22 protein-coding genes are annotated in these 25,070 nt (G+C 72.1%); 5 read left to right on the forward strand and 17 right to left on the reverse strand.

Features of this window, described 5'->3' with window-relative positions:
* Nucleotides 1-4 precede the first annotated feature (4 nt).
* The 9 genes from ACLQ20_RS02295 to ACLQ20_RS02335 form a co-directional block, all read right to left on the reverse strand.
* On the reverse strand, nt 5-1,285 hold the full coding sequence (locus ACLQ20_RS02295; protein WP_327030451.1) for an ABC transporter permease: 1,281 nt from the start codon (nt 1,283-1,285) through the stop codon (nt 5-7).
* 3 nt (nt 1,286-1,288) lie between these two features.
* Complete coding sequence (locus ACLQ20_RS02300; RefSeq protein WP_327030450.1) at nt 1,289-2,650, reverse strand: ABC transporter permease; 1,362 nt, start codon at nt 2,648-2,650, stop codon at nt 1,289-1,291.
* Nucleotides 2,647-4,278 carry an ABC transporter ATP-binding protein gene (locus tag ACLQ20_RS02305; protein WP_425854244.1) on the reverse strand — a complete coding sequence of 544 codons (1,632 nt, stop codon included), beginning with the start codon at nt 4,276-4,278 and terminating at the stop codon, nt 2,647-2,649. Before ACLQ20_RS02305 ends, ACLQ20_RS02300 begins: the two co-directional genes overlap by 4 nt.
* Nucleotides 4,279-4,452: 174 nt before the next feature.
* The gene (locus ACLQ20_RS02310; protein ID WP_425853983.1) at nt 4,453-5,517 is read right to left on the reverse strand and encodes a BMP family lipoprotein; all 1,065 of its coding nucleotides are present in this window, start codon (nt 5,515-5,517) and stop codon (nt 4,453-4,455) included.
* Between the two features lie 277 nt (nt 5,518-5,794).
* Nucleotides 5,795-6,136 carry a hypothetical protein gene (locus ACLQ20_RS02315; protein WP_132231464.1) on the reverse strand — a complete coding sequence of 114 codons (342 nt, stop codon included), beginning with the start codon at nt 6,134-6,136 and terminating at the stop codon, nt 5,795-5,797.
* A gap of 53 nt (nt 6,137-6,189) precedes the next feature.
* On the reverse strand, nt 6,190-8,001 hold the full coding sequence (locus tag ACLQ20_RS02320; RefSeq protein WP_425853984.1) for a glycoside hydrolase family 13 protein: 1,812 nt from the start codon (nt 7,999-8,001) through the stop codon (nt 6,190-6,192).
* A 143-nt stretch (nt 8,002-8,144) separates the two neighbouring features.
* Nucleotides 8,145-9,041, reverse strand: a complete 897-nt coding sequence (locus ACLQ20_RS02325; RefSeq protein WP_151454464.1) for a sugar ABC transporter permease — start codon at nt 9,039-9,041, stop codon at nt 8,145-8,147.
* Nucleotides 9,038-10,678, reverse strand: coding sequence for an ABC transporter permease subunit (locus ACLQ20_RS02330; RefSeq protein ID WP_151454463.1), 1,641 nt, complete (start codon nt 10,676-10,678; stop codon nt 9,038-9,040). Before ACLQ20_RS02330 ends, ACLQ20_RS02325 begins: the two co-directional genes overlap by 4 nt.
* Complete coding sequence (locus ACLQ20_RS02335) at nt 10,678-11,931, reverse strand: sugar ABC transporter substrate-binding protein (RefSeq protein ID WP_327030448.1); 1,254 nt, start codon at nt 11,929-11,931, stop codon at nt 10,678-10,680. The genes ACLQ20_RS02330 and ACLQ20_RS02335 overlap by 1 nt, the downstream gene beginning before the upstream one ends.
* Before the next feature lie 200 nt (nt 11,932-12,131).
* Here ACLQ20_RS02335 and ACLQ20_RS02340 point away from each other — a divergent pair, with 200 nt between their 5' ends.
* The 3 genes from ACLQ20_RS02340 (at nt 12,132) to ACLQ20_RS02350 (ending at nt 15,625) form a co-directional block, all read left to right on the forward strand.
* Complete coding sequence (locus tag ACLQ20_RS02340) at nt 12,132-13,220, forward strand: LacI family DNA-binding transcriptional regulator (RefSeq protein WP_425853985.1); 1,089 nt, start codon at nt 12,132-12,134, stop codon at nt 13,218-13,220.
* 221 nt (nt 13,221-13,441) lie between these two features.
* The gene (locus ACLQ20_RS02345) at nt 13,442-15,076 is read left to right on the forward strand and encodes a glycoside hydrolase family 13 protein (RefSeq protein WP_425853986.1); all 1,635 of its coding nucleotides are present in this window, start codon (nt 13,442-13,444) and stop codon (nt 15,074-15,076) included.
* A 177-nt stretch (nt 15,077-15,253) separates the two neighbouring features.
* Nucleotides 15,254-15,625 (forward strand): VOC family protein, encoded by a 372-nt coding sequence (locus ACLQ20_RS02350; protein WP_121396677.1) that lies wholly within the window; start codon nt 15,254-15,256, stop codon nt 15,623-15,625.
* Between the two features lie 39 nt (nt 15,626-15,664).
* Here ACLQ20_RS02350 and ACLQ20_RS02355 read toward each other — a convergent pair whose 3' ends face one another.
* The 6 genes from ACLQ20_RS02355 to ACLQ20_RS02380 all read right to left on the reverse strand — a co-directional run bounded on the left by ACLQ20_RS02355 (nt 15,665) and on the right by ACLQ20_RS02380 (nt 20,407).
* The gene (locus ACLQ20_RS02355) at nt 15,665-16,105 is read right to left on the reverse strand and encodes a hypothetical protein (protein WP_151453448.1); all 441 of its coding nucleotides are present in this window, start codon (nt 16,103-16,105) and stop codon (nt 15,665-15,667) included.
* 171 nt (nt 16,106-16,276) lie between these two features.
* Entirely contained in the window at nt 16,277-16,645 is a 369-nt protein-coding gene (locus ACLQ20_RS02360) for a GntR family transcriptional regulator (RefSeq protein ID WP_393170328.1), read from the reverse strand.
* A gap of 14 nt (nt 16,646-16,659) precedes the next feature.
* A complete protein-coding gene (locus tag ACLQ20_RS02365) occupies nt 16,660-17,583 on the reverse strand; it encodes a YihY/virulence factor BrkB family protein (RefSeq protein ID WP_151453450.1) in 924 nt (307 codons plus the stop codon).
* A 135-nt stretch (nt 17,584-17,718) separates the two neighbouring features.
* Nucleotides 17,719-18,276: a 2'-5' RNA ligase family protein gene (locus ACLQ20_RS02370; RefSeq protein WP_151453451.1), complete on the reverse strand. Its 558-nt coding sequence runs from the start codon at nt 18,274-18,276 to the stop codon at nt 17,719-17,721.
* A gap of 46 nt (nt 18,277-18,322) precedes the next feature.
* The gene (gene trpS / locus ACLQ20_RS02375) at nt 18,323-19,348 is read right to left on the reverse strand and encodes a tryptophan--tRNA ligase (protein WP_425853987.1); all 1,026 of its coding nucleotides are present in this window, start codon (nt 19,346-19,348) and stop codon (nt 18,323-18,325) included.
* 33 nt (nt 19,349-19,381) lie between these two features.
* Nucleotides 19,382-20,407, reverse strand: a complete 1,026-nt coding sequence (locus tag ACLQ20_RS02380) for a hemolysin family protein (protein ID WP_151453453.1) — start codon at nt 20,405-20,407, stop codon at nt 19,382-19,384.
* 176 nt (nt 20,408-20,583) lie between these two features.
* Here ACLQ20_RS02380 and galE point away from each other — a divergent pair, with 176 nt between their 5' ends.
* Both galE and galK read left to right on the forward strand, forming a co-directional pair.
* Nucleotides 20,584-21,567, forward strand: coding sequence for a UDP-glucose 4-epimerase GalE (galE, locus tag ACLQ20_RS02385; protein WP_151453454.1), 984 nt, complete (start codon nt 20,584-20,586; stop codon nt 21,565-21,567).
* Entirely contained in the window at nt 21,564-22,724 is a 1,161-nt protein-coding gene (gene galK, locus ACLQ20_RS02390) for a galactokinase (RefSeq protein ID WP_425853988.1), read from the forward strand. The genes galE and galK overlap by 4 nt, the downstream gene beginning before the upstream one ends.
* A gap of 125 nt (nt 22,725-22,849) precedes the next feature.
* Here the strand turns inward: galK and ACLQ20_RS02395 are convergent, their stop codons facing one another.
* Both ACLQ20_RS02395 and cysD read right to left on the reverse strand, forming a co-directional pair.
* Entirely contained in the window at nt 22,850-24,154 is a 1,305-nt protein-coding gene (locus tag ACLQ20_RS02395) for a sulfate adenylyltransferase subunit 1 (RefSeq protein WP_151453456.1), read from the reverse strand.
* Nucleotides 24,154-25,065 carry a sulfate adenylyltransferase subunit CysD gene (gene cysD / locus ACLQ20_RS02400; RefSeq protein WP_311413708.1) on the reverse strand — a complete coding sequence of 304 codons (912 nt, stop codon included), beginning with the start codon at nt 25,063-25,065 and terminating at the stop codon, nt 24,154-24,156. The genes ACLQ20_RS02395 and cysD overlap by 1 nt, the downstream gene beginning before the upstream one ends.
* Between the last annotated feature and the right edge of the window lie 5 nt (nt 25,066-25,070).

The following is a 25,070-nucleotide window of genomic DNA, read 5'->3' on the forward strand; positions in this document are numbered from 1 at the left end:
CCCGTCAGCCCTTGATGTACGGCTTGCCGTCGGCGGCCGGCGCCCGGACCCGACCGACGAGCCCGGCCACCGCCAGGATGGTCGCCAGGTAGGGCAGCATGGCCAGGAACTGGTTCGGGATCACGCTGTTGATGGCGCCCAGGTAGGTGGCGAGCTGGTCGGCGAAGCCGAAGAAGAGCGCCGCGAGCAGCGCCCCCGTCGGGCTCCACCGGCCGAAGATGAGCGCGGCCAGGGCGATGAAGCCCTTGCCGCCGATCATGTTCTTGGTGAACGAGTAGAGCGCCAGCGTGTAGGAGGCGCCGCCAATGCCGGCGACCACCCCGGCGAGCAGCACGTTGCGGTAGCGCAGCCCGAGCACCTTGACGCCCAGCGTGTCGGCGGCGGTCGGGTGCTCGCCGACCGAACGGGTGCGCAGGCCCCAGCGGGTGCGGAACAGCGCGATGTGGATGACCAGCACCAGCAGCAGGCCGAGGTAGAGGAAGATGTTGCCCCGGAACAGCGCCGGGCCGAGCAGCGGGATGTCCGACAGCAGCGGGATCTCCCAGTTGCCGAACCGGGGGGCGCTGTTGTACTTCTGGGCGTTGGTCTGCATCAGCCGCTCGTAGAGGAAGCCGGTGACGCCGACGGCCAGCAGGTTGAGCACGATGCCGATGACGACCTGGTCGACCAGGTAGCGGATCGAGAAGACGGCCAGCAGCAGCGAGATGAACGCGCCGCCGATCGCCGCGGCGACCAGGCCGACCCAGACGCTGCCGGAGAGGCTGCCGAAGAGCGCGCCGCTGAAGGCGCCCATCAGCAGCTGGCCCTCGATGGCGACGTTGACCACGCCGGAGCGCTCGCAGAGCACGCCGGCCAGGGCGCCGAAGATCAGCGGCAGGGCCAGGATGAAGGTGTTCCGGAGGATGTTGACCAGCGGCATGAAGTTCTGCCCGGGCGGCGCGTCGGAGACCTGCCAGCAGAGGAACGACAGCACGAAGCCGACCAGGCCGACGCCGAGCACGAGGGTGAACCAGCGCTTCGGCAGCCCGGCGAGCATCGCGACGCCGGCGGCGACCGCGACGAGGCCGAAGAGGATCGCGCCGACCGTGCCGTGGATCTCGAGCGCGGCGCCGGCGGTGTCCTCGCTGAGGGTGAAGCGGGCCTGCTCGCCGGTGGCGAGCGCCCCGAACAGCACCGTCGCCAGCAGGCCGAGGGCGAGCAGCACGGCGCCGACCTTGCGGGTACGGGTCCAGAATCCCTGGTCGACGGGGGCGACCGCGACGTCTTCGACAGCCATGGTGGACATGAGTTACCAGCCCTTCGCCAGGCTCGTCTGCAACCGGGCGGCGCGGGCGGCCCGGAGCTGGAAGATCGCCTTCACCAGGGCCGGCGCGGCGATGAAGATGACGATCAGCGCCTGGAGCACGGTGACCAGCTCCAGCGAGATCCCCGAGTAGGACTGCATCCGGTTGCCGCCGGCCTGGAGCGCGCCGAAGAGCAGCGCGGCCAGCGCGACGCCCCACGGCTTCACGCGGCCGAGCAGCGCCACCAGGATGCCGTCGAAGCCGATCTGCGCGACCACCAGCGGGGTCAGCGCGCTGGCGGTGGAGCCGAGCACCATGTTGGAGCCGCCGAGGCCGGCCAGGATCCCGGCGAAGACCATGATCAGGACGTACGTCCGGGTGACGCTGATGCCGGCGGTCCGCGCGGCGTCGGGGTTGGCGCCGACGGCGCGCAGCTCGAAGCCGAGCGTGGAGCGGTTGAGCAGCCACCAGACCGCCCAGGTGGCCAGCACCGCCAGGATGATGCCGGCGTGCACCCGCAGCCCGTCGCCGAGCAGCCGGGGCAGCTGGGCCGAGCCGTCGACCGGCCGGCTGATCGCGTCCGTACGGTTCGGGTCCTGGACGCCGTTCTGCACGATGATCCAGGTCAGGAAGTACGTGGCGACGTAGTTGAGCATGATCGTGTTGATCACCTCGTGGGCGCCGGTGCGCGCCTTGAGGATGCCCGGGATGAAGCCCCAGATCGCCCCGCCGAGCGCGCCGGCGAGCACCGCGACGAGCAGGTGCAGGCCGGGCGGCAGCGGCAGCAGGAAGCCCGCCAGCGCGGCCAGGATCACGCCCATGGTGGCCTGGCCCTGGGCGCCGATGTTGAACAGGCCGCCCCGGAAGGCCAGCGCCACCGACAGGCCGGTGAAGACCAGCGGCGCGGTGTAGGTGAGCGTCTCCGAGATCGGGCTCATCACCGCCTGGAAGCCGACCGCGTCCGGGTCGAAGACCGCGCCCTTGAACAGGTTGCCGTACGCCTCGCTGACCAGCGTCCAGCTCGCGTTGAGCGCGTCGGCCGGCCGGGCCGTGATGTAGCTGTAGGTGGCGAGCACGTCGGGATCGGACACGATCATCAGGATCGCGCCGACGATCATCGCCAGCACCAGCGACAGCAGGGTCACCGTGAAGGTGTTCGCCGCCCAGAGGTTGTCCAGGAACAGCCGGCCCAGCGAGGGCTTCGCCTCCGGGGCCGGGACCTTCGGGGAGGTGGCCGTACCGGCGCGCTCGGTGTTGCCGAGCGCGGTCTGCGCGGCCTGCGCCTCGGTCGCCGGCTCCTTGTCCGGGGAGCCCGACGGGGGGTTCGGGTTGCCCGGGGAGCCCGACCCGGGGTTCGGGTTCGTCATGCCTCGTCCTTGCTACCAGGGCCCTCGGCGGCGGGGGCCGCCGCACCGCCGTCGGCCGGGGTCGTGCCGGTCGCGGCGGCGGGCGCCGCGTCGGGGGTGATGCCGGCCATCAGCAGGCCGATCTCCTCGCGGGGGGTGTCCGGGCCGACGATGCCGATGATCCGGCCGCGGTACATGACCGCGATCCGGTCGGCCAGGCCGATCACCTCGTCGAGCTCGCTGGAGACCACCATGACGGCGGTGCCGACGTCCCGTTCCCGGATGACCTGGCTGTGGATGAACTCGATCGACCCGACGTCGACGCCGCGGGTCGGCTGGGCGGCGATGAAGAGCTTCAGCGGCCGGGACAGCTCCCGCGCCACGATCACCTTCTGCTGGTTGCCGCCGGAGAGGGTGCCGACGGGGGCGTCGGCCGAGGAGGTGCGCACGTCGAACTGCGCGATCCGCTCCTTCGCCGACTTGGCGATGGCGTCCGGCTTGAGCGCCAGGCCCCTGCCGAAGGGCGGCCGGTCGTAGATGTCGAGCACCAGGTTCTCCGCGACGGAGAACTCCTTGACGACGCCGTCGACGCTGCGGTCCTCCGGCACGTAGCCGACGCCGGCGCGCAGCACCTTCTTGGTCGACCAGCCGTTGACCCGCTGCCCGTCGAGGGTGACCGTGCCGGCGAGCGTCGGGCGCAGCCCCATGATCGCCTCGATCAGCTCGGTCTGGCCGTTGCCCTGCACGCCCGCGATCCCGAGCACCTCGCCCGCGCGTACGGTCAGGTCCACCCCGTCGACCGCGCGGATCTGCCGGTCGTCGTCGACGACCAGGCCGGAGAGCTCCAGGACCGGCTTGCCGGGGGCGGCCGGCTCCTTGTCCACGGTGAGCCGCACGCTGCGGCCGACCATCAGCGCGGCCAGCTCGTCGCGGCTCGCCTCGGGCGAGGCGGTGCCGACGGTCTTGCCGCGCCGGATCACGGTGATCCGGTCGGCGATGGCCTTGACCTCGCCCAGCTTGTGGGTGATGAAGACGATCGACTTGCCGGCGGCCTTGAGCGACCGCATCACGGTGAGCAGCTCGTCCGTCTCCTGCGGGGTGAGCACGGCCGTCGGTTCGTCGAGGATGAGCAGGTCGACGTCGCGGGTGAGCGCCTTGACGATCTCCACCCGCTGCTGGATGCCGACCGGCAGGTCCTCGATCACCGCGTCCGGGTCGACCCGCAGGTTGTACCGCTCGGAGACCTCGGCGACCTCGCGCCGGGCCCGCCGCCGGTCCAGGAAGCCGGCGATGCCGCCCCGGACCTGCTCGGCGCCGAGCATGATGTTCTCGGTGACGGTGAAGACGGGCACCAGCATGAAGTGCTGGTGCACCATGCCGATCCCGGCACCGATCGCGTCCGACGGTCCCCGCAGCTTCAGCGGCGCGCCGTCGACCAGGATCTCGCCCTCGTCGGGCTGGTAGAGCCCGTAGAGCACGTTCATCAGGGTCGACTTGCCGGCGCCGTTCTCGCCGAGCAGGGCGTGGATCTCTCCAGGCTCCACCGTCAGGTCGATGTGATCGTTGGCGACCAGATCACCGAACCGCTTGGTGATGCCGCGCAGTTCGAGTCTCAGCGCAACCTCCTGGAGTGCGAAGCGATGGTGCAGCGTAGCTGCCGGTGGACCGCTCGCGGCGCGGGGCCGTCGTCGGGTTGGAGCGGATCGGCCGCCCCGGCGCCGTGGGGTGGATTCCCCCACGACGCCGGGGCGGCCGGATCGTCGTGCTGTACCGCCCGCCGGCCTACCGGGGTGATCGTCTCACCACGGGCGGCCGGCGGAGCCTCACTTCGGCTGGGCCGCGGAGGTGACGGTGACGGTGCCGGCGGCGATGTCCGCCTTCAGCTTGTCGATCTCGGCCTTCAGCTCGGCCGGGACCTTGCCGTCGAACTCGTGGTACGGGGCGAGCCCGACGCCGTTGTTGGACAGGTTGCCGAGGTAGCCCGGGGTGGCCGACAGCTTCTCGCCGCCGGCGGCCTTGACGACGGCCTCCTTGACGGCGTCCGGGATGTTCTTCTCGACGGTGGTGATGATCGCCGCGCAGTCCTGGGTGCTCTCGCAGCCGTCGACGTCCACCCAGATGGTGTTGTACTTGCCGCCCGACGCCTTCGCGGCGCCGGTGGTGCCGAGGCCCGCGCCGCCGGCGACCGGCATGACGATGTCGGCGCCCTGGGCGACCAGCGCGTCGCTGACCTTCTTGCCCTCGTCCTGCTTGACGAAGTCGTTGGTGAAGGAGCCCTTCTGGGTGGCCTTGTCCCAGCCGACGACCTTCACGCTCTTGCTCTTGGTCTTGTTGTAGTGCGCGACGCCGTCGGCGTAGCCGTCCATGAAGATGGTGACCGGCGGGATCGGCAGGCCGCCGTAGGTGCCCACCGTGCCGCTCTTGCTCATGCCGGCGGCCAGGTAACCGGCGAGGAAGCCGGCCTGGGCGGTGTCGAACTGCATCGGGTAGACGTTGGTCTCCGGGACCTTCGCGTCGACGATGCCGAACTGCTGGTTCGGGTTCGCCTTGGCGATCTTGGAGGTGGCGTCACCCATCAGGCCGCCGACGGCCAGGATGAAGTCGCACTTCTGGTTGACGTACTGGGTCAGGTTGACCTCGTAGTCCGCCTCGGCCTTCGACGCGACGTACTTGATGTCGATCTTGTCGTTGGCCTTCTTCGCCTCCTCCAGACCCTTCCAGGCGGAGGTGTTGAACGACTTGTCGTCGATGCCGCCGACGTCGGTCACCATGCAGGCGCTGTACTTCTTGTCGCCACTGCCGGCGTTGTTGTTCTCCTCGGGAGCCTCGCCACACGCGGCGGCACTCAGCACGAGCCCACCCATCGCGAAGACGGAGGCAATCCGCATCCCACGCACAGAGCGCAAGACGTCTCCTTCCCATTGCACACCGCGTCCTGCACGGTGGCAGCCCTTTGAGCCGGCCTGCGCTGCGCCGCCGGCGTCCCACGTTACGGACGGGAGCGTACGCCCGCGCCCACCCACCGGCCGACAATCGTGCACGACTGTTGAGCGCCTGTTACCCCTACGTAACCCTTAGGTGGGGCAGATCACTCTCAGTGCTGGTGGGTGCGCGGCGGGGCGTCGCGGAACGTCCGGTTCTGCGCGTCGTCCCCTGCCGGTGACGTTACCGCCAGAAGACGGCCACCGCCGCGTTGACCAGGGTCAACCCGACGATTGCCAGGAAGTGCCCACGGTTGACCACGTCGCGCTTCCGGGAAAAGAAGACCATGACAAAGATCAGTATGGCGAGCACCAACTTGGTAACAAGTTTCGCGGGGGCCGGCTCGTCGCCGTCACGCAGCGGCGCCGAGAGGCCGATCCCGGTCGCCAGCATGATCACGGACCCCCAGAGCATGGCCGGGTTGATCCGCAGCTTCCCGCTGATGTACTGGACGATCGCGCCGCCGAGCAGCAGGGCGAAACCGATCAAATGGACGTAGCGAAGTATCAGTCTCAGAGCTTCCACGCCCACCATCCTCCCCCATCAACGACGGATTGTAGTAGCGGGGCGGTAGGGGGTCAGGGCAGCCGCCATGCCTGGAAGGTGGGGCCGTCCGCCGGGAGGGTGACCGCGCCGTCGGCGTCGGGGCGCAGGGCGGGGGCGCCGCCGTACAGGTTCTCGGCCGGACCCAGCCCGGTCAGGCGCAGCGGCTCGCCGGCGGCGCGGCGGGCCAGCACCAGCACCGTGCCGGTCGGGGCCTCGCGCAGGAAGACCAGGGTGTCCGCGTCGGCGCGCAGCCAGCGCAGGCCGCCGTGGCGCAGCGCGGGCTCCGCGCGGCGCAGCGCCACCAGGGCACGGTACGCGGCGAACGTCGCGGCGTCCCAGCTCTCCGGCCGGTGCCACGGCATCGGCGTACGCGAGCCCTCGCCGTTGCTGCCCGTCAGGCCCAGCTCGTCGCCCGCGAAGATCATCGGAGTGCCGGGCATGGTGGCGAGCAGGCCGGCGGCCACCTCCTGCCGCGCGGCGTCGCCGACCACCGTGCGGATCCGGGCGGAGTCGTGCGACCCGAGCAGCTGCCACGAGTGGGTGTACGACCGCCAGGAGACCAGCGAGCGGTAGGCGTCCATGGTGGCGAGCACCGCGTCCGCGTCCCGGCGCACCACCCCGCCCGGCGTGCCGAGGAAGTTCGGTACGGGCTGGTCGCCGTGCCGCAGCCAGGACCAGACCGGGTCGGTGAAGCCGACGTAGTTCATCGTGCCGTGCCAGCCGTTGCGGTCGAGGTCGCCGGTGTGGTCGTGACCGTGCTCGGCCATCAGCAGGGCGTCGGCCCGGGTCCGGGCGACCACCTCGCGCAGCAGCGCCGCCACCTCGTGCGTGTACGCGTCGGCGCCCCGCCGCCCGGTCATGTTCGCCACGTCCACCCGCCAGCCGTCCAGCCCGTACGGGGGGCGCAGCCAGCGGCGCAGCAGCGAGTCGTCGGCGGTGGCGAAGCGCCGGCGCAGCTGGGCGCTGCCCCAGTTCAGCTTCGGCAGCGACTTGACCCCGTTCCAGGACTCGTAGTCACCGGAGACCTCGTCGAAGTAGTACAGCTCCCGCTCGGGCGCGGACACGTCGGAGGCGGCCCTGGTGAACCACTCGTGCGCGTCGCCGGTGTGGTTGCTGGTGATGTCGCCGAGCAGCCGCCAGCCCCGGGCGCGTACGGCGTCGGCGAGGCGGGCCAGGGCGGCGTCCCCGCCGAGCAGCGGGTCGACGGTGTCAAAGCTGGCCGCGTCGTAGCGGTGGTTGGAGCGGGCCGGGAAGACCGGGGTCAGGTAGACGGTGTTCACGCCGAGGCGGTCCAGGTGGTCCAGCCGCTCGGCGACGCCGTCCAGGTCGCCGCCGTAGAACTGCCGGGGCGTCTCGGGCCCGCGCCCGATCACCGGGGTGTCCCAGTCGCACGGGATCGCCCAGTCCGGCACCTCGCGGCCCGCGGCGGCGGCGGAGCGGGCGAACCGGTCCGGGAAGATCTGGTAGATCACCGCGTCGCGGGCCCAGGCGGGCGGCGGGGCGTGGGTGACCAGCTTGAAGTCGCCGTTGTCGGGCACGTCGTGGCCCACCACGCCGGCGGCGTTCAGCCAGCGGCTGCCGCGGCTGCCGGTGAGCATGAACCGGTAGTTGCTGACCGGGTTGCGGGCCTCGACGGGCACCCGCCACCAGACGTCGGCGCCGTCGGTGCGGTCGACGACCGCCTCGGTGAACCGGGGCTCGCCGTCGCCGGTGGTGCGCACGTGCACCTGCCGGACGTCGGCGCCGGCCGGCGCCCGGACGAAGACGTCGACGACGTCGCCGAGGGCGGGCTCCTGCTCGGGGACGTACAGGGCGGAGCCGTCGTGGTGCGGCAACAGGGACATGGTGGCGCCTTTCGCGTCGGTCGGACGGGGAGAGAAATGGGTCTCCCGCCGCGGCCGGTTCCCCGACCGCGGCGGTCGATCCGTGACTGCTCCGGTGTACGTCGGACGCCGACGCCCTTGCCGCAGCGGTGAGCCGAGGAGGCTCAGCCCTTGACCGCCCCGGCCGTGAGGCCGTTGACGATGTAGCGCTGGAGGAGTTGGAACACCAGCACCGTCGGGATGGCGGTGAGCAGGGTGCCCGCCGCGAAGATCCCGAAGTTGTTGTTGCGTTCGCCGGCCACCAGCCCGAACATGCCGACCGCGAGGGTCTTCGAGTTGGTGTTCGTGAGGAACACGTTGGCGATCACGAACTCGTTGATCGAACCGATGAAGGCGAGCAGGCCGGTCACCGCCAGGATCGGCGCCACCAGCGGCAGCATGATCCGGAAGAAGATCTGGGCGTGCGAGGCGCCGTCCATGGTGGCGGACTCGTCCAGCTCCTTCGGCAGCGTGTCGAAGAAGCCCTTCATCAGCCAGGTGTTCGCGCCGAGGGCGGCACCCATGTAGAGCAGGAAGAGACCCCACGGGGTGTTGAAGCCGATCACCGGCCACAGTTCGGTGACCTTCGTGAAGATCAGGAAGATCGCCACGATCGCCAGGAACTGCGGGAACATCTGGATCAGCAGCAGGGAGAGCAGCCCGACGCGGCGGCCGGCGAAGCGCATCCGGGAGAAGGCGTACGCCGCCAGCGCCGACAGGAAGATCGACGCGAAGCTGGCCACCCCCGCCAGGAGCAGCGAGTTGAGGAACCAGCGACCGAAGGCGGTCCGCTCGAAGAGGTTGGTGAAGTTCTCCAGCGAGGCACCGGTCGGCACCAGCTCCGTGGAGGAGAGCGTGCCGAGCGGGTTGAGCGCCGCCGAGACGACGAACAGGATCGGGAAGAGACTGAACGCCACCGCCAGGATGCCGACCAGGTGCCGCCATCCCACCTGGGCGAACCAGCGGTTCCGCCGTCCGGTCGCGTTGCGGTTGGCGACGGGCGCTTCGGTGCGGGTGCTCACGAGTACACCTCCTCCTGCTTGCGGGTCCGGGAGAAGCTGATCGCCGACACCGTCGCCACGATCGCGAAGATGAAGATCGAGACAGCGGCGGCCAGTCCGTACTCGGCGCCCTGGGCGCCGAAGGCCAGCCGGTAGGTGTAGGTGATCAGCAGGTCGGTGGCGCCGGCCGTCGGGTTGTCCGCCGGGAACGGTCCGCCCTCGGTGACGAACTGGATCGCGTTGAAGTTGTTGAAGTTGTACGCGAAGGACGCGATCAGCAGCGGCGAGATCGCCACCAGCAGCAGCGGCATGGTCACCGCGCGGAACGACTGGAACGGCGACGCTCCGTCGACCGAGGTGGCCTCGGTCAGCTCACGTGGGATGGCCTGCAACGCGCCGGTCGTCACCAGGAACATGTACGGGTAGCCGAGCCAGAGCTGCACCAGCAGCACCGCGAGCCGGGCCGACCAGGTCTCGCCGAACCAGTCCACCCCCAGCCCGAACAGGTTGTTGATCAGGCCGAAGTCGGTGTTGAACATGTCCCGCCAGACCAGCAGCATCGCGAAGGACGGCATGGCGTAGGGCAGGATCAGCAGCACCCGGTAGAAGTTCGTGCCACGCATCCGGGGCGAGTGCAGCGCCAGCGCGATGCCCATGCCGAGCAGGAACGTGAAGCCGGTGGAACCGAGTGCGAAGGCGAAGTTCCAGATCAGCGTGCTGAAGAACGGGCCGGAGATGGCCGGGTCGGTGAGCACGTCGGCGAAGTTGCGCAGCCCGACGTTGACCTGCCAGCCCTGGGCCAGCGTCTCGCCGTCCGCGGCGACGAAGGAGCCGACCTTCCCGTCGGCGGTCCAGGTCTTACCGGTCTCGCTGTCGCGGATGCAGTCGCAGCCCGCGTCGTACGCCCGGACCGCCTTGCCCTCGTAGGCGCGCGACAGGCCGGACGAGCGCAGCGCGCCCCCGGAGGTCGGCACCACCATGTCGGTGATGTCCTTGCTCCGCGTGCTGGCCTCGCCGAAGTTGAGGATCTGGTAGCCGTCGGCGGCGGTGACCTTGCCGCCCGGCGCGACGGTGACGCTGCCGGCGTCGAGCGGGCGCAGGCCCTCGGTGTCGCCGACGGAGACGGTGTTCGTCTGCGGGTCGGTGACCAGGAAGACCAGCGCGCCGGTGGCCGGGTCGCCCTTCGTGGCGACGGTCAGCGGGTACTGGACCGAGCCGGGGACCTGCGTCACCGAGCCGCTCTGGATGGCGACGATGGCGTCGTCCTTGCTGCCCCGGTGGCCGTCGCCGAAGTTCGTGAAGGCGGTGCTCGCGGTGTAGAGCACCGGGATGATCTGGAACGCCACCAGGAAGAGCGTGCCCGGGATCAGGTACTTGACGGGGATGTGCCGGGGCGTCAGGTAGAGGTAGAAGAGGCCGGCGGTGGTCGCCAGCAGGACCGCCAACCCGACCCAGAGTTCGGCCTCGATGAGCGGGAACGCCGCCCAGACCGCGATCCCGGCCACGAGGCCGAGCAGGACCACCTTGACGAGCAGGCCCGTCAGGGTGATCGGCGCGTGGTTCCGCGCGGTACGGGACGTGCGCGGGGACCCGGACCGTACGGGCCCCCGGCCCGGGGGCTGCGTGGCAGTCCCCGGGCCGGACGACGACGTGCTCATTACTTGATCTGGCCGGCGATCGTCTTACCGGCGGCGGTGATCGTCTTGGCCGGGTCGGCGCCGCCGATGATGGCGGCCTCCGCCTTGCCGAACGGGTCCCAGATCGCGGCCATGGCCGGGATCGCCGGGAGCACCTGGCCGTTCTTGCCGGCCTCCTGGAACTTGGCCAGGTCCGGGTCGCTGCCCTTGACCTGGTCGAGCGCGGCGGTCAGCGCCGGGGGACGCGGCTCGGCGTTGTAGAGCGCCATGGCGAGGTCCGGGGTGGTCACGTGGTTCGCGACGAACTCCTGCGCCAGGGCCTTGTTCTGCCCCTTGGCCGCGACGTAGAAGGACTGGACGCCCACGAACGGCTGGGCCTCCTTGCCGCCGGCGAAGCCGGGGACCGGGGAGATGTCGTACTTGATGTTGGCCTTCTTGGCGTCGGCGATGGCCCACGGGCCGGAGACCAGGAAGGCGCACTTCTTGCCGGTGAAGGTGGCGATGGAGTTCTCGCCGGTGATGGAGCGCTTCAGCGCACCCTCGCCCTTCTCACCCAGCTTGGCGATCTTCTGGAACGCCGCGATCGACTCCGGCTTGCCCACGCCCAGGTCCTTCGGGTCGTAGTCGCCGTTGGCGGCGGTGCCGAAGAGGTAGCCGCCGGCCGAGGTGTAGAGCGGGTAGATGTGGTACGCGTCGCCGTTCTGGCCGGACTGGAGGCAGAGGATCTCGCTGGCCTTCTTCTCGGCCTTGAGCTTCTTGCCGGCGGCGACCAGGTCCTCGATGGTCTTCGGCGCCTCGGGAGCCAGCTCGGTGTTGCGGATCAGCGCCAGGTTCTCCATGGCGTACGGCACGCCGTAGAGCTGGCCGTTGAACGTGACGGCCTTGACGGCGGTCTCGTTGAAGGCGCTCTTCTGCTCGGCGGCGAGCTGGACCGGGTCGATGGCGCCGTTCTGCACCAGGTTGCCGATCCAGTCGTGCGCGCCGACCACGACGTCCGGGCCGCTGCCCTGCTGGGAGGCGGTGACGAAGTTGGTCTGGAGGTCCTTGGAGACGGCCTGGACCTCGACCGTGACGCCGTTCTCCTTGCCGAACTTCTCGCCGAACGGCTTGAGGGCGGCGGCGCGCTTGTCGTCGGCCCAGATCACCAGCTTGCCGCCGGTGGCGGCCTTGCTGGATTCCTTCGCGGCCGGCTCGTCGTTGCTGTCGCCACCACAGCCGGAGGCGGCGAGCGCCAGGCCGAGGACGGCGACCACACCCGCGGTACGGATGCGCATCGGTACTCCTGTCGTCATGGCGGCACGCCGGGGGAGAGGCGATCCCGCCAGTGGAAGCTCTGTAAGTTTCTTGCCAACCGGCGCTCGGCGTGCTGCGCCGCTGCTCTCGCGTGTTGCGGGGACGTTAGCAAGAGGTTGCAGAGAATGGAAGGGCTTGCAGAAGTGTACGCAAGAACTTGCCTTTGAGCTAAAGTGCGCCCATGCGCGCTCGACTGTCCGACATCGCCCTACAGGCCGAAGTCAGCGAGGCCACGGTGTCGCGGGTGCTCAACGACCGCCCGGGAGTGGCCCCCGAGACCCGGCAAGCCGTACTCACCGCCCTCGATGTGCTCGGTTACGAGCGCCCGGCCCGGCTACGCAAGCGCAGCGCCGGTCTCGTGGGTCTGGTGGTCCCCGAACTCGACAACCCGATCTTCCCCGCCTTCGCCCAGGTGATCGAGTCGACCCTGGCGCAGAGCGGCTTCACCCCCGTGCTCTGCACCCAGACGGCCGGCGGGGTCACCGAGGACGAGTACGTCGAGATGCTGCTGGACCGGCAGGTCTCCGGAATAGTCTTCGTCTCCGGCCTGCACGCCGACACCGCCGCCAACCACGACCGCTACCGGGCCCTGATCGCCCGCCCGCTGCCCGTCGTGATGATCAACGGGTACGCGCCCGGCATCCCCGCGCCCTTCGTCTCCTGCGACGACGGCGAGGCCACCGAGCTGGCCGTGGCCCACCTGGTGGCGCTCGGGCACCGCCGCATCGGCCTGATCACCGGCCCGGACCGCTTCGTGCCGGTGCAGCGCCGGGTGGCCGGCTTCCGGGCCGCGATGGGCCGGCTGGTCGGCGTCGACGAGGCCGGCCTCGACGAGCTGGCCGAGCTCTCCCTGTTCGGTGTGGAGGGTGGCGAGGCCGCCGCCGCCCGGCTGCTGGAGCGCGGCGTCACCGGCATCGTCTGCGGCTCCGACCTGATGGCGCTCGGCGCGATCCGGGCCGCCCGGCAGCGCGGCATGTCGGTGCCCGGCGAGCTGTCGGTGGTCGGCTACGACGACTCCCCGCTGATGGCCTTCACCGACCCGCCGCTGACCACCATGCGGCAGCCGGTGACCGCGATGGCCGTCGCCGCCGTCCGGGCCCTGGTCGACGAGATCAACGGGCACGCCGCCCCGCACTCGGAGTACGTGTTCCGCCCGGAACTGGTGGTGCGCGGCTCCACCGCGGTCGCCCCCACCGACGCCGCGCGGCCGGCCCCGGGCGGCGCGACGCGGCAGCGCCCGGCCCCGCCCGCGCTCGCCGTCCCGGCCTGACCGCCCCGACTCCCGCCCGACCGCCCTCTCCGACCCAGCCGCACGCCCGGAAGGGCTCACCGGGCGTGAGCCGGCGGAGTCTTGGCGTGATCATTGCCATTTCTTGCGCAAGGAATGCTTGACTCTTGCAGTCGCGGGCGGCATTCTGCTCAGACACCGCACCCGCACCCGCGCCACGCCGGGTGCCGCCGTCCCGCGCCACAGAACGGGGAACGCCACCGATGACCGTCAGCAACCCCACGCCGCTGACCTCCGACGACGACTGGTGGCGCTCCGCGGTCGTCTACCAGGTGTACGTACGCAGCTTCGCCGACTCCAACGGCGACGGCGTCGGCGACCTCCAGGGCATCCGTGAGCGCCTGCCGTACCTGCGCGACCTCGGGGTGGACGCGCTCTGGCTGACCCCCTTCTACACCTCCCCGATGATCGACGGCGGGTACGACGTCGCCGACTACCGCGACGTCGACCCGATGTTCGGCACCCTCACCGACTTCGACAACATGATCACCGACGCGCACGCCCTCGGCCTGCGGATCATCGTCGACCTGGTGCCCAACCACACCTCCAGCGCGCACTCGTGGTTCCAGGCCGCGCTGGCCGCCGGACCGGGCTCCGCCGAGCGCGCGCGCTACCTCTTCGCCGAGGGCAAGGGCGAGAACGGCGAGCTGCCCCCGAACGACTGGGAGAGCATCTTCGGCGGCCCCGCCTGGACGCGCATCGACGACGGCCAGTGGTACCTGCACCTGTTCGACCCGGCCCAGCCGGACCTGAACTGGCGCCACCCCGAGGTGCGCGCCGAGTTCGAGGGCGTCCTGCGCTTCTGGCTCGACCGGGGCGTGGACGGCTTCCGGATCGACGTGGCGCACGGCATGATCAAGGCCGAGGGGCTGCCGGACGTCGGGTTCAGCTCGATGACCACCGGCCAGCGCCAGGCGGAACTGCTCGGCAAGGGCCGGCTCCCCTACTTCGACCAGGACGAGGTGCACGACATCTACCGCGCCTGGCGGCCGATCCTGGACAGCTACCCGGGCGGCCGGATGGCGGTCGCCGAGGCGTGGGCCGAGACCCCGCAGCGCCTCGCCCGCTACATCGGCCCGGACGAGCTGCACCAGGCGTTCAGCTTCGACTTCCTCGACGCGACCTGGTCGGCCGACTCGTTCCGCAAGGTCATCGACACCGCGCTCGCCGAGTCGACGATCGTCGGCGCGCCCACCACCTGGGTGCTGTCCAACCACGACAAGCAGCGGCACGTCACCCGCTACGGCGACGGCGCCGAGGGGCTGCGCCGGGCGCGGGCCGCCACCCTGCTGATGCTCGCCCTGCCCGGCTGCGCCTACATCTACCAGGGCGAGGAACTGGGCCTGCCGGAGGTGCTCGACCTGCCGGACGAGCTGCGCCAGGACCCGGCGTTCCTGCGCACCGGCCAGAGCCGGGACGGTTGCCGCGTGCCGATCCCGTGGAGCGGCGAGCTGGCCCCGTACGGCTTCGGGCCGCAGGGCAGCGAGCTGAGCTGGCTGCCGGCCCCGGCGACCTGGCGCGGCCTCTCGGTCGCCGCCCAGGCCGGCGTGCCCGGCTCGACGCTGGAGCTCTACCGCACCGCGCTGCGGATCCGCCGGGAACACCCGGCGCTGGCCGCCGACGCGGGCGGAGTCACCTGGTTGGAGGCCGGGCCGGGCGTGCTCGCCTTCAGCCGCGCCGCCGGCGACACCGTGCTGACCTGCGTGGTCAACATCAGCGGTGCGCCGGCCCTGATCGACGGGTACGGCGTGCCGATCGCCGCCAGCGAGCCGCTCACCGGGCAGGGCTCCGGCCATCTGCTCGGAGTCGACGCGGCGGCCTGGTTCGAACGGCGCTGAGCGGGTAACCCGTCATCGACCTGGTCGTCCGTTGTGCCCCGCGCCGACGGGCGACTGGGCTACCGACCCCTTGTGGTGGGGGGTGAGGTGGCGCCGGCGTCATCGGAGTCCGCTCCGGCGGCGCCGGCGTCCATCGGAGCGCGTGTCGCCCCCGGCCCCTGCGGGTACGACGGACCCATGGTGGTTCGCGTCGCGCAGTACACCCTCGACGTCGTCGATCTCGACCTGATGGCCGGCTTCTGGGCGGCGGCGCTCGGCTACGCCGTCGACGCCGGCGGCGACGGCAGCGCGAAGCTCCATCCCCCGGACGACCGGGTCGGGGCTCCCACCGTCTGGTTGCAGGGCTCCGGCACGCCCAAGCACGGGAAGAACCGGCTGCACCTGGACGTGGTCGCCGACGGCGATCCGGCGGACGAGGTGAGCCGGTTGATCGGGCTCGGCGCCCGGCCCACGGACGTGGGGCAGCGCGGCGACGAGGGGTTCACGGTGCTGGCCGACCCGGAGGGCAACGAGTTCTGCGTGCTGCACAGCTCGCCCCACCGCCGCTGACCCGCGTCGCCCGGGCAGCCCGGCCCCGCCCGGGCCGGCTCAGGCGCCGTTGGTGAGCTTGGCGGCGATGCGCCCGAAGCCCGCTCGCAGCTCGGCCTCGGTGGGCGGCGCCAGCGGCTCCGCCAGGTCGGCCTCCTCGGCCGCCGCCTCCAGTTCCTCGTCGATGGTGTCCTCGAAGTCGCCGTAGAGGTCGGCCTGGTCGAGTTGCGCCGCCTCGTCCTCGGCGGCGACCTGCGCCGCGGCGATCTCGCCCCGGATCTCCTCGGCCGAGACTGCGGGCAGCAGCGGCTCGACCACCGCCATCAGCTGCTCCTCGGCGACGATCGCCTCGGCCAGCGCGAGGGCGTGCGGCCGCTCGTAGGGGCCGCAGACCACCGGCTCCCACTCGTCGGCGTCGCCGAGCGGGCCGAAGGTGATGATCCACGGCAGGCCGAGCATCGGCGAGTCGTCCGGCAGGTCCAGTGTCACGAGTGCGCCCACGCGCCCATCATGGTCCGTCGCGCCCCCGGGCCGGGAGGCATTCGCCCCTATTCACCGCCGCCGTGGCTGTCGGGATTTCGCCGCGCGGCCGGCGGTCAGGTGGCGGGAGCGCCGACGGCGGCCTGCCAGCGGGCCGACCAGTCCCGTCTCGTCGGCGGCGGCCGGAGCGCGTCAGCCCGGCCGGGCCGCGTCCAACGCCGCGCGGACCAGGGCCAGCGCCGCCGCGGGCGGCACGCCCAACCGGGCGGCCTCGGCGGCGTAGTCGGCCGCGACCCGCTGCAACCGGTCCGTCGCGTCGTCGCGCCCGGGCGCGACGAAGGTGCCGTGCCGGCCGCGGGTCTCCAGCAGACCGGCCGCCTCCAGCTCCCGGTAGGCCCGCGCCACGGTGTTGACCGCCAGCCCGAGGTCGGCCGCGAACGCCCGGACGGTGGGCAGCCGGGTGCCCACCGCCAGCCGGCCCGTCCCGATCAGCTCCGCGAGCTGCCCGCGCACCTGCTCGTACGGCGGCACCGCCGAGGCCTGGTCGACCGAGATCCGCACGCCCGCTCCCCCGCTCATCCGGCCCCGCCCGGGGTGCCGGGATCCGTCTCCGCGTCCGTCTCGGCCGGCGCCGGGCTCGCCGCCAGGTCCACCACCCGACCGCGCGGGCTGGTCGCGGCCAGCGCCGCGCCGAAGAGCACCAACTGGTTGAGCAGGTAGAGGTAGAGCAGCAGGCCCACGGCGCCCGCCACGACCGTGTACGCCGGGTTCCGCTCGGTGCGTACCACGTAGAAGCGCCCGACGGTGTTCAGCAGCGTGATGCCGACCGCGACCAGCAGCACCACGGGGCGCAGCCGGGACCGGGTCATCCGCAGCCTCGGCACCGCCACCAGCAGCAGGGTGGCCAGCACCGCGTTGACCAGCACGCTGAGCACCGCGCTGACCGTGGTCAGGCCCGCCGAGCCGGTGCTGCGCAGCAGGAAGCGCAGCAGCGACTCCAGGGTGTCCACCGCCGCCACCGAGACGCCGAGCAGCACGAAGATGACCACCAGCACGCCGAGGTCGACCAGGCGGCGGACCACCAGGTTGCCCGGTTGCTGGTTGAGCCCGTACATGAGCCGCTGGGAGGAGCGGATCGCCTCGACCCAGCCGATCCCGGTGAACGCCAGGATGATCAGGCCGACCACCCCGACCGTGCCGCTGCTGTCGGCGATCTGCACGGGGTCGAGGAACGGCAGGTTCTCCCGGAGGAAGTCGGCGGCGGCGTCGCTGACCTCGTCGTTGTCCTCCAGGATGGCCCCGAAGATCGAGTACCCGACCAGCGCCAGCGCGAAGACCGCGAAGAAGCCGTAGTAGGCGATCGCGGCGGCCAGCCGCCCGCCCAGCACGTCGGTGTAGAGCACGCCGGCCCGCCACAGGTGGTCCGCGACGCCCCACCGGCGGCGCACCGCGCTGATCCTGCTGTCGATGCCCGCCTCGATGCGGCTCAGCACGTTCACGCCGTCATCCTCGCCGATCCTTCGCCCCCGTGCGGGCAACCGGACGCCGCCCCGCACCGGGCGGCGGTCGTCCGACGCGGGCCGGCGCCGGGAAGGTGGGCGCCGTGGCGCTCGTGGCGCACCCGGGCCGACCGCTCAGCCGCCCAGCCGGAAGTCCCGGCGCGGCTGCCACCGGGTCTGCCCGCTGTGCGAGAAGAGGGTGAACGCCTCGACCTCGAACATGGCCGAGAAGTCGGCCAGGTCCTCGTACGCCCTGTCCAGCGCCTCCGGCGCGACGTCCTGCGCGACCGTGACGTGCGGGTGGTACGGGAAGCGCGTCTCGCGGTGCAGCTCCGGGGCGGCCCTGATCGCGGCGGCGAGCAGCTCGCACTCGCTGATCCCGGCGGCCACCGCCACGAAGACGACCTGGGTCACCGGCCGGAACGTGCCGGTGCCCCGCAGGTGCAGGGTGAACGGCAGGTGGGCGGCGGCGACCGCCCCGAGGTGCCGTTCCACCGCCGGCAGCGTCGCCACCGGGATCTCGGTCGGCCCGAGCAGGGTCACGTGCGCGGGCACGACCCGAGGGTCGCCGGCCTCGACCCGCCGCCGGGTGAGCATGCCGCCCCACGGCTCCGGGATGTCGACCGCGATGCCGATCTCGATGGTGTCACCGGCGTCCGGCGTCCCGTCCCTGCGATCCACGCTGTGCGTCATCCCTCCGGCCACCGGCCCGTCCGCCCTCACCCGTCGCGCCGGGGCGCTACTCGCCGCGCACCGGCGGGAAGAAGCCCACCCGTTCGTACACGGTGCGCAGCGTCTCGCCGGCGGTCGCGCGGGCCTTCTCCGCGCCGGCGGCGAGCAGCTTGTCCAGCTGCGCCGGGTCGTCGAGGTAGGTCCGGGTGCGTTCCTGGATCGGGCCGACGAACTCCCGCACCACCTCGCCGAGGTCCTTCTTCAGGTCGCCGTAGCCCTTGCCGGCGTACGCGGCGGCCAGGTCGTCGACGCTGCGGCCGCTCAGCGCCGAGTAGATGGTCAGCAGGTTGGAGATGCCGGGCTTGGTCTCGGTGTCGAAGACGATCTCCCGCCCCGTGTCCGTGACCGCGGAACGGATCTTCTTGGCCGAGCGGGCCGGGTCCTCCAGCAGGTTGACGATGCCGGCCGGCGACGAGGACGACTTCGACATCTTGGCCGTCGGGTCCTGGAGGTCGGTGATCTTCGCGGTGTCCTTGACGATGTGCGGCGCGGGCACCGTCAGGGTCGGCCCGAACAGCGAGTTGAACCGCTGGGCCAGGTCGCGGGAGAGCTCCAGGTGCTGGCGCTGGTCCTCGCCCACCGGCACGGCGTTGGCCTGGTAGAGCAGGATGTCGGCGGCCTGCAGGACCGGGTAGGTGAACAGGCCCACGCTCGCCCGCTCGCCGCCCTGCTTCTGCGACTTGTCCTTGAACTGCGTCATCCGGCTCGCCTCGCCGAACCCGGTGATGCAGCCCAGCACCCAGGCGAGCTGCGAGTGCTCGGGCACCTGCGACTGCACGAAGAGCGTGCTGCGCTCCGCGTCGAGGCCGACGGCGAAGAGCTGGGCGGCCGCCATCCGGGAACGCTGCATGAGCGTCTTCGGGTCGTGCCCCGCGGTGATCGCGTGCAAATCGACCACGCAGTAGTAGGCGTCGTGGGTGTCCTGCAACGCCACCCAGTGCCGCACGGCGCCCAGGTAGTTGCCGAGGTGGAACGAGTCGGCCGTCGGCTGGATGCCGGAGAAGACGCGGGGGCGGGCGGGTACGTCGGACATGGCGGCAATTCTGTCAGCAAGACCCGGTGCGCGTCATGACGGCCCGGCGGGTCGGCTCCGCCCCGTCGGTGTCGGGGCGGCGGCCTCGCGCCGTGGCTCCGGCAGGCGCCCGGCGGTGACCGTGAGCCGGGCCACCCGTCGTCCCTCCAGCGTGAGCACCCGCAGCAGCCATCCGCCGGACGGGTCGTCGGGTGCCGCGCCGCCGTCGCCGGCCGGGCCGGCGGTCACCGGCACCTCGTCGCCGGCGACCGGGAGCCGGCCCAGCGCGGCCATCACGAATCCACCGACCGTCTCGTACGGGCCGGGTGGCAGGCTCACCCCGGTGCGCTCGGCGAAGTCGGCGAGGTTGAGCCGGCCGTCCACCACGGCGGGCAGGCCCGCGTGCACCGGCTCGGGGGCGGTGTCGTACTCGTCGTGGATCTCCCCGATCAGCTCCTCGATCAGGTCCTCCAGGGTGACGATGCCGGCGGTGCCGCCGTACTCGTCGACCACGACGGCGAGGTGGTGGCGTTCCCGGCGCATCTCGCTGAGCGCGGCGAGCACCCGTTTGCTGCCGGGCAGCCGCTTCACCTCCCGGGTCAGCTCGCCGACGGTGGTGCGGGGGTCGAGGTCGGGGCGGAGCAGCACGTCGCGCAGGTGCACGAAGCCGACCACGTCGTCGTGGGTGCCGTCGACCACGGGGTAGCGGGTGTGCGTCTCGGCCCGGACCAGCCGCTCCGCCTCGGCGATGGTGTGCCGGGCGGAGAGGAAGACGACCTCGGTGCGCGGCATCATCACCTCGCGGACCAGGCTCGCGCCCGCGGCCAGCACCTCGTCGATGATCCGGCGCTCGACCGGGTCGAGCAGGGTGTTGGCGGCCACCAGGTCGCGCAGCTCCGCCTCGCTGATCCGCTCCCGGCCGGCCGCCGGGCTGGCGCCGAGCAGGGCCGTCACCGCCCGGGTGGCGGCGTCGGCGGCGCGCACCACCATCCGGGCGACGGCCCGGGGCAGCGGCCCCGGCTCGCGGCGTGGCCGGCCCCGGGCGCGTCGCCGCGGCCCGGGAGCACCCGCTTCCCGCATGACTGTGATGGTAGACAGCACGGCGCCGACAGGCTGTCCGTGTTCGGCTCTGTTCGAAGTTGGGGAATCATGGTGGAATGGCAAGGTCGCTGACGGAGGGCGGCCACCGGACGACCGGCCGTAGGGTGATCACGACATGGGCCGCTACCGGGCGGCCAGGCTAGGAGGAGACCGACGTGAAACTGCTCGTCACCGGCGGCGCCGGCTTCATCGGCAGCGTGGTGACCCGGATGCTGCTCGACGCCGGCCACGAGGTGGTGGTGCTCGACAACCTGCGCACCGGTCACCGGGAGGCGCTCGCCGCCGACGCGACGTACGTCGACGCGTCCGTCCACGACGCCGCGCGGGTGCTCACCCCGGGCGCGGGCTTCGACGGGGTGCTGCACTTCGCCGCGCTGATCGCCGCCGGCGAGTCGATGACCAGGCCCGAGCTCTACTGGCACGCCAACACGGTCGGCTCGATCGCCCTGATCGACGCCGTCCGGGCCGCCGGCGTACCCCGCCTGGTCTTCTCCTCCACCGCCGCCGTCTACGGCAACCCCACCGAGCTGCCGATCCCGGAGACCGCGGTCAAGGCCCCCACCAACACGTACGGCGCCACCAAGCTCGCCGTCGACATGGCCCTCACCTCCGAGGCGATCGGGCACGGCCTGGCCGCCGTCTCGCTGCGCTACTTCAACGTGGCCGGCGCCTACCTCGACGGCGACGTCGCGCTCGGCGAGCGGCACGACCCCGAGACCCACCTGATCCCGATCGCGCTGGAGGTGGCCGCCGGCCGGCGGGAGAAGCTCCAGCTCTTCGGCGACGACTACCCGACCGTCGACGGCACCTGCGTGCGCGACTACATCCACGTCGCCGACCTGGCCCGCGCCCACCTGCTGGCGCTCGGCGCCGCCACCGCCGGCCAGCACCGGATCTACAACCTGGGCAACGGCAACGGCTTCACCAACCGGCAGGTGGTCGACGTGGTCCGCGAGGTCACCGGCCACCCCGTGCCGGTCGAGGTGGCGCCGCGCCGCGAGGGCGACCCCGCCGAGCTGGTCGCGTCGTCCGCGCTGGCCCGCGAGGAGCTGGGCTGGGTGCCGCAGAAGCCGACCCTGCCCGACATCGTCGCCGACGCCTGGGCCTTCTACCGCACGCACGTCGCGGGGCCGCGGTGACCGACGACGTCGCGGCCCGCGCCACCGCCGGCTTCCGCTCGGCGTACGGCGAGCCGCCCGCCGGCCGCTGGGCGGCTCCCGGGCGGGCGAACCTCATCGGTGAGCACACCGACTACAACGACGGCTTCGTGCTCCCCTTCGCCCTGCCGCTGCGCACGGTGGTGGCAGCCGCCCCGCAGCCCGGCGACACCTGGACGGTCTGCTCCGAGCTCACCGGCGAGACGGTCGCCTTCGGCGCCGACGAGCTGGCCGGGCCCGGCCGGGTCGACGGCTGGGGCGCGTACGTGGCCGGGGTCGTCTGGGCGCTGCGGGAGGCGGGGCACGCGGCACCCGGCGCGCGCCTGGCCATCGCCTCCGACGTGCCGCTGGGCGCCGGGCTGTCCTCCTCGGCCGCGCTGGAGGCCGCCGTGCTGGCCGCCCTGGTCGACCTGGGCGGGCTGGACCTGCCCGCCGAGCGACGGCCCCGGCTGGCCCAGCGGGCGGAGAACGACTACGTGGGCGCGCCGACCGGGATCATGGACCAGTCGGCGGTGATCCGGTGCCGCGCCGGGCACGCGCTCTTCCTCGACTGCCGGGACGAGTCCGTCGAGCAGGTCCCCTTCGACCTGGACGCCGCCGGCCTCGCCGTGCTGGTCGTCGACAGCCGGGCCCCGCACCGGCACGCCGACGGCGAGTACGCCGCCCGCCGCGGCTCCTGCGAGCGGGCCGCCGGGCTGCTCGGCGTCGCGGCGCTGCGGGACGTCCCGGCCGACGGACTGGCCGACGCCCTGGCCCGGCTCGACGAGGACGAGACCCGCCGCCGGGTACGGCACGTCGTCACCGAGAACCAGCGGGTGCTCGACACGGTCGCGCTGCTGCGCGCCGGGCGGGTACGCGAGATCGGCCCGCTGCTGACCGCCTCGCACGCCTCGATGCGCGACGACTTCGAGATCACCGTCCCGGAGATCGACACGGCCGTCGAGGCGGCCCTGGGCGCCGGGGCGCTCGGTGCCCGGATGACCGGCGGCGGTTTCGGCGGCTGCGTCCTCGCCCTCGTCGACGCGGAGCGGGCCGACGCGGTCGCCACCGCAGTCACGGCCGCGTACGCCGAGCGGGGCTTCGCCGCGCCCGGCCACGTCACCGTCCTGCCCGGCCCGGGCGCGACCCGGCTGGACTGAGCACCGACGCGGCGCCCCGCCGGCCGCCCGGCGGGCAGCGGCGGCTGCGCGCCCGGGGCCCTGCGCCGGGCGCGGTCAGCCCGGCAGGCGACGGGCGGGTGTCGGCACCCGCCCGTCGGCGGGACTCACTGCGCCTCGACGATCATCCCCGCGCCGACGGTGCGGTTGGTGGCCTCGTCGATGATCACGAAGCCGCCGGTGGTCCGGTTGCGGCGGTACTCGTCCGCGAGCAGCGGCACGGTGGTCCGCAACCGCACCCGGCCGATCTCGTTGAGCCCGAGCCCGTCGGCGGACTCGTCGCGGTGCAACGAGTTGACGTCCAGCCGGTAGTGCAGCCCGCGCACGATCGCCCGCGCGGAGCGGGTGGTGTGCTTGATCGCGTACCTGCCGCCGACCTGGAGCGGACGGGTCTCGTCCATCCAGCACACCATCGCCTCGATGTCCTGGGACACCGCCGGGGCGTTGTTGGGACGGCAGATCATGTCGCCCCGGGAGATGTCGATCTCGTCTTCCAGGCGTACGGTCACCGACATCGGCGGGAACGCCTCCGCGACCGGCCCGTCGGCGGTCTCCACGGCGGCGATCCGGCTGGTGAACCCGGACGGCAGCACCATCACCTCGTCGCCCGGCTTGAGCACGCCGGAGGCGACCTGGCCGGCGTAGCCCCGGTAGTCGGTGACGGTGGTGGACTGCGGGCGGATCACGTACTGCACGGGGAACCGGACGTCGACCAGGTTGCGGTCGCTCGCGATGTGCACCCGCTCCAGGTGGTGCAGCAGCGACGGGCCCTCGTACCAGGGCATGTTCTCCGACCGGGCGACGATGTTGTCGCCGCGCAGCGCCGAGATCGGCACCACCGTCAGGTCGGGCACGTCGAGCTTCGCGGCGAACGCGGTGAACTCGTCCGCGATCCGCTCGAAGACCTCCTGCGAGAAGTCGACCAGGTCCATCTTGTTGACGCAGAGGACCAGGTGCGGCACGCGCAGCAGCGAGCAGAGGAACGCGTGCCGGCGGGACTGCTCGACCAGGCCCTTGCGGGCGTCCACCAGGATCAGCGCCAGGTCGGCCGTCGACGCCCCGGTGACCATGTTGCGCGTGTACTGGATGTGCCCCGGGGTGTCCGCGATGATGAACTTCCGCCGGGGGGTGGCGAAGTAGCGGTACGCCACGTCGATGGTGATGCCCTGCTCGCGCTCGGCCCGCAGGCCGTCGGTGAGCAGCGCCAGGTTCGTGTACTCGTCGCCCCGGGCCGCGCTGACCGCCTCGACGGCGGCGAGCTGGTCGGTGAAGAGCGACTTCGTGTCGTAGAGCAGCCGGCCGATCAGCGTCGACTTGCCGTCGTCGACGCTGCCGGCGGTGGCGAAGCGCAGCAGGTCCATCGGCCTGCCGGGCGTCTCGGTGGCCGCGGGCGCGACGGTCTCGGTGGTCATCAGAAGTAGCCCTCCCGCTTGCGGTCCTCCATGGCGGCCTCGCTGACCCGGTCGTCGCCCCGGGTGGCGCCGCGCTCGGTGATCCGGGTGGCGGCGACCTCCTCGATGACCTTCTCGACCGTGTCGGCGTCGGAACGGACCGCCGCCGTGCAGGACGCGTCGCCCACCGTCCGGTAGCGCACCCGCGCCTTGAACCGGTCCTCACCCGCCCGGGGGCGGAAGAACTCGTTTACCGCGTAGAGCATCCCGTCGCGCTCGACCACCTCGCGCTCGTGGGCGTAGTAGATCGACGGCAGGGCGATGCGCTCGCGCGCGATGTAGTGCCAGACGTCCAGCTCGGTCCAGTTGGACAGCGGGAAGACCCGGATCGACTCGCCCGGGTGGTGGCGGCCGTTGTAGAGCGACCACAGCTCCGGGCGCTGGTTCTTCGGGTCCCACTGGCCGAACTCGTCGCGGAAGCTGAACACCCGCTCCTTGGCGCGGGCCTTCTCCTCGTCGCGGCGGGCGCCGCCGAAGAGCGCGTCGAACCGGTGCTTCTCCACCGCGTCCAGCAGCACCGGCGTCTGGATCCGGTTGCGCATCCCGTCGCCCGACTCCCGCACCAGCCCGCTGGCCAGCGCCTCCGGCACGCTCGCCACCACCAGTTGCAGCCCCAGCTCGGCGACCCGCTGGTCCCGGTATTCCAGGACCTCGGGGAAGTTGTGCCCGGTGTCCACGTGCATGACCGGGAACGGGATGTTGGCCGGGGCGAACGCCTTCTGGGCCAGCCGGAGCATCACGATCGAGTCCTTGCCGCCCGAGAAGAGCAGCACGGGCCGCTCCATTTCGGCGACCACCTCGCGCATCACGAAGATGCTCTCGGCCTCCAGCGCGTCGAGGTGCGACACCTGGTAGGCGGCGGGGGCGGTCATGACAC

Origin of the sequence: Micromonospora sp. DT46, assembly GCF_049841735.1 — a bacterium.
Taxonomy (GTDB): Bacteria; Actinomycetota; Actinomycetes; order Mycobacteriales; family Micromonosporaceae; genus Micromonospora; species Micromonospora reichwaldensis.

Excerpts from the sequence above, each read along its gene's own strand:
- ACLQ20_RS02310 (WP_425853983.1), bottom strand. The coding sequence starts at position 5,517 with ATGCGGATTGCCTCCGTCTTCGCGATGGGTGGGCTCGTGCTGAGTGCC.
- ACLQ20_RS02395 (WP_151453456.1), bottom strand. The coding sequence starts at position 24,154 with ATGACCACCGAGACCGTCGCGCCCGCGGCCACCGAGACGCCCGGCAGG.
- ACLQ20_RS02380 (WP_151453453.1), bottom strand. The coding sequence starts at position 20,407 with ATGCGGGAAGCGGGTGCTCCCGGGCCGCGGCGACGCGCCCGGGGCCGG.
- ACLQ20_RS02330 (WP_151454463.1), bottom strand. The coding sequence starts at position 10,678 with ATGAGCACGTCGTCGTCCGGCCCGGGGACTGCCACGCAGCCCCCGGGC.
- ACLQ20_RS02350 (WP_121396677.1), top strand. The coding sequence starts at position 15,254 with ATGGTGGTTCGCGTCGCGCAGTACACCCTCGACGTCGTCGATCTCGAC.
- ACLQ20_RS02340 (WP_425853985.1), top strand. The coding sequence starts at position 12,132 with ATGCGCGCTCGACTGTCCGACATCGCCCTACAGGCCGAAGTCAGCGAG.
- ACLQ20_RS02320 (WP_425853984.1), bottom strand. The coding sequence starts at position 8,001 with ATGTCCCTGTTGCCGCACCACGACGGCTCCGCCCTGTACGTCCCCGAG.
- ACLQ20_RS02295 (WP_327030451.1), bottom strand. The coding sequence starts at position 1,285 with ATGTCCACCATGGCTGTCGAAGACGTCGCGGTCGCCCCCGTCGACCAG.
- ACLQ20_RS02370 (WP_151453451.1), bottom strand. The coding sequence starts at position 18,276 with ATGACGCACAGCGTGGATCGCAGGGACGGGACGCCGGACGCCGGTGAC.
- ACLQ20_RS02345 (WP_425853986.1), top strand. The coding sequence starts at position 13,442 with ATGACCGTCAGCAACCCCACGCCGCTGACCTCCGACGACGACTGGTGG.
- ACLQ20_RS02335 (WP_327030448.1), bottom strand. The coding sequence starts at position 11,931 with ATGCGCATCCGTACCGCGGGTGTGGTCGCCGTCCTCGGCCTGGCGCTC.
- trpS (WP_425853987.1), bottom strand. The coding sequence starts at position 19,348 with ATGTCCGACGTACCCGCCCGCCCCCGCGTCTTCTCCGGCATCCAGCCG.
- cysD (WP_311413708.1), bottom strand. The coding sequence starts at position 25,065 with ATGACCGCCCCCGCCGCCTACCAGGTGTCGCACCTCGACGCGCTGGAG.
- ACLQ20_RS02300 (WP_327030450.1), bottom strand. The coding sequence starts at position 2,650 with ATGACGAACCCGAACCCCGGGTCGGGCTCCCCGGGCAACCCGAACCCC.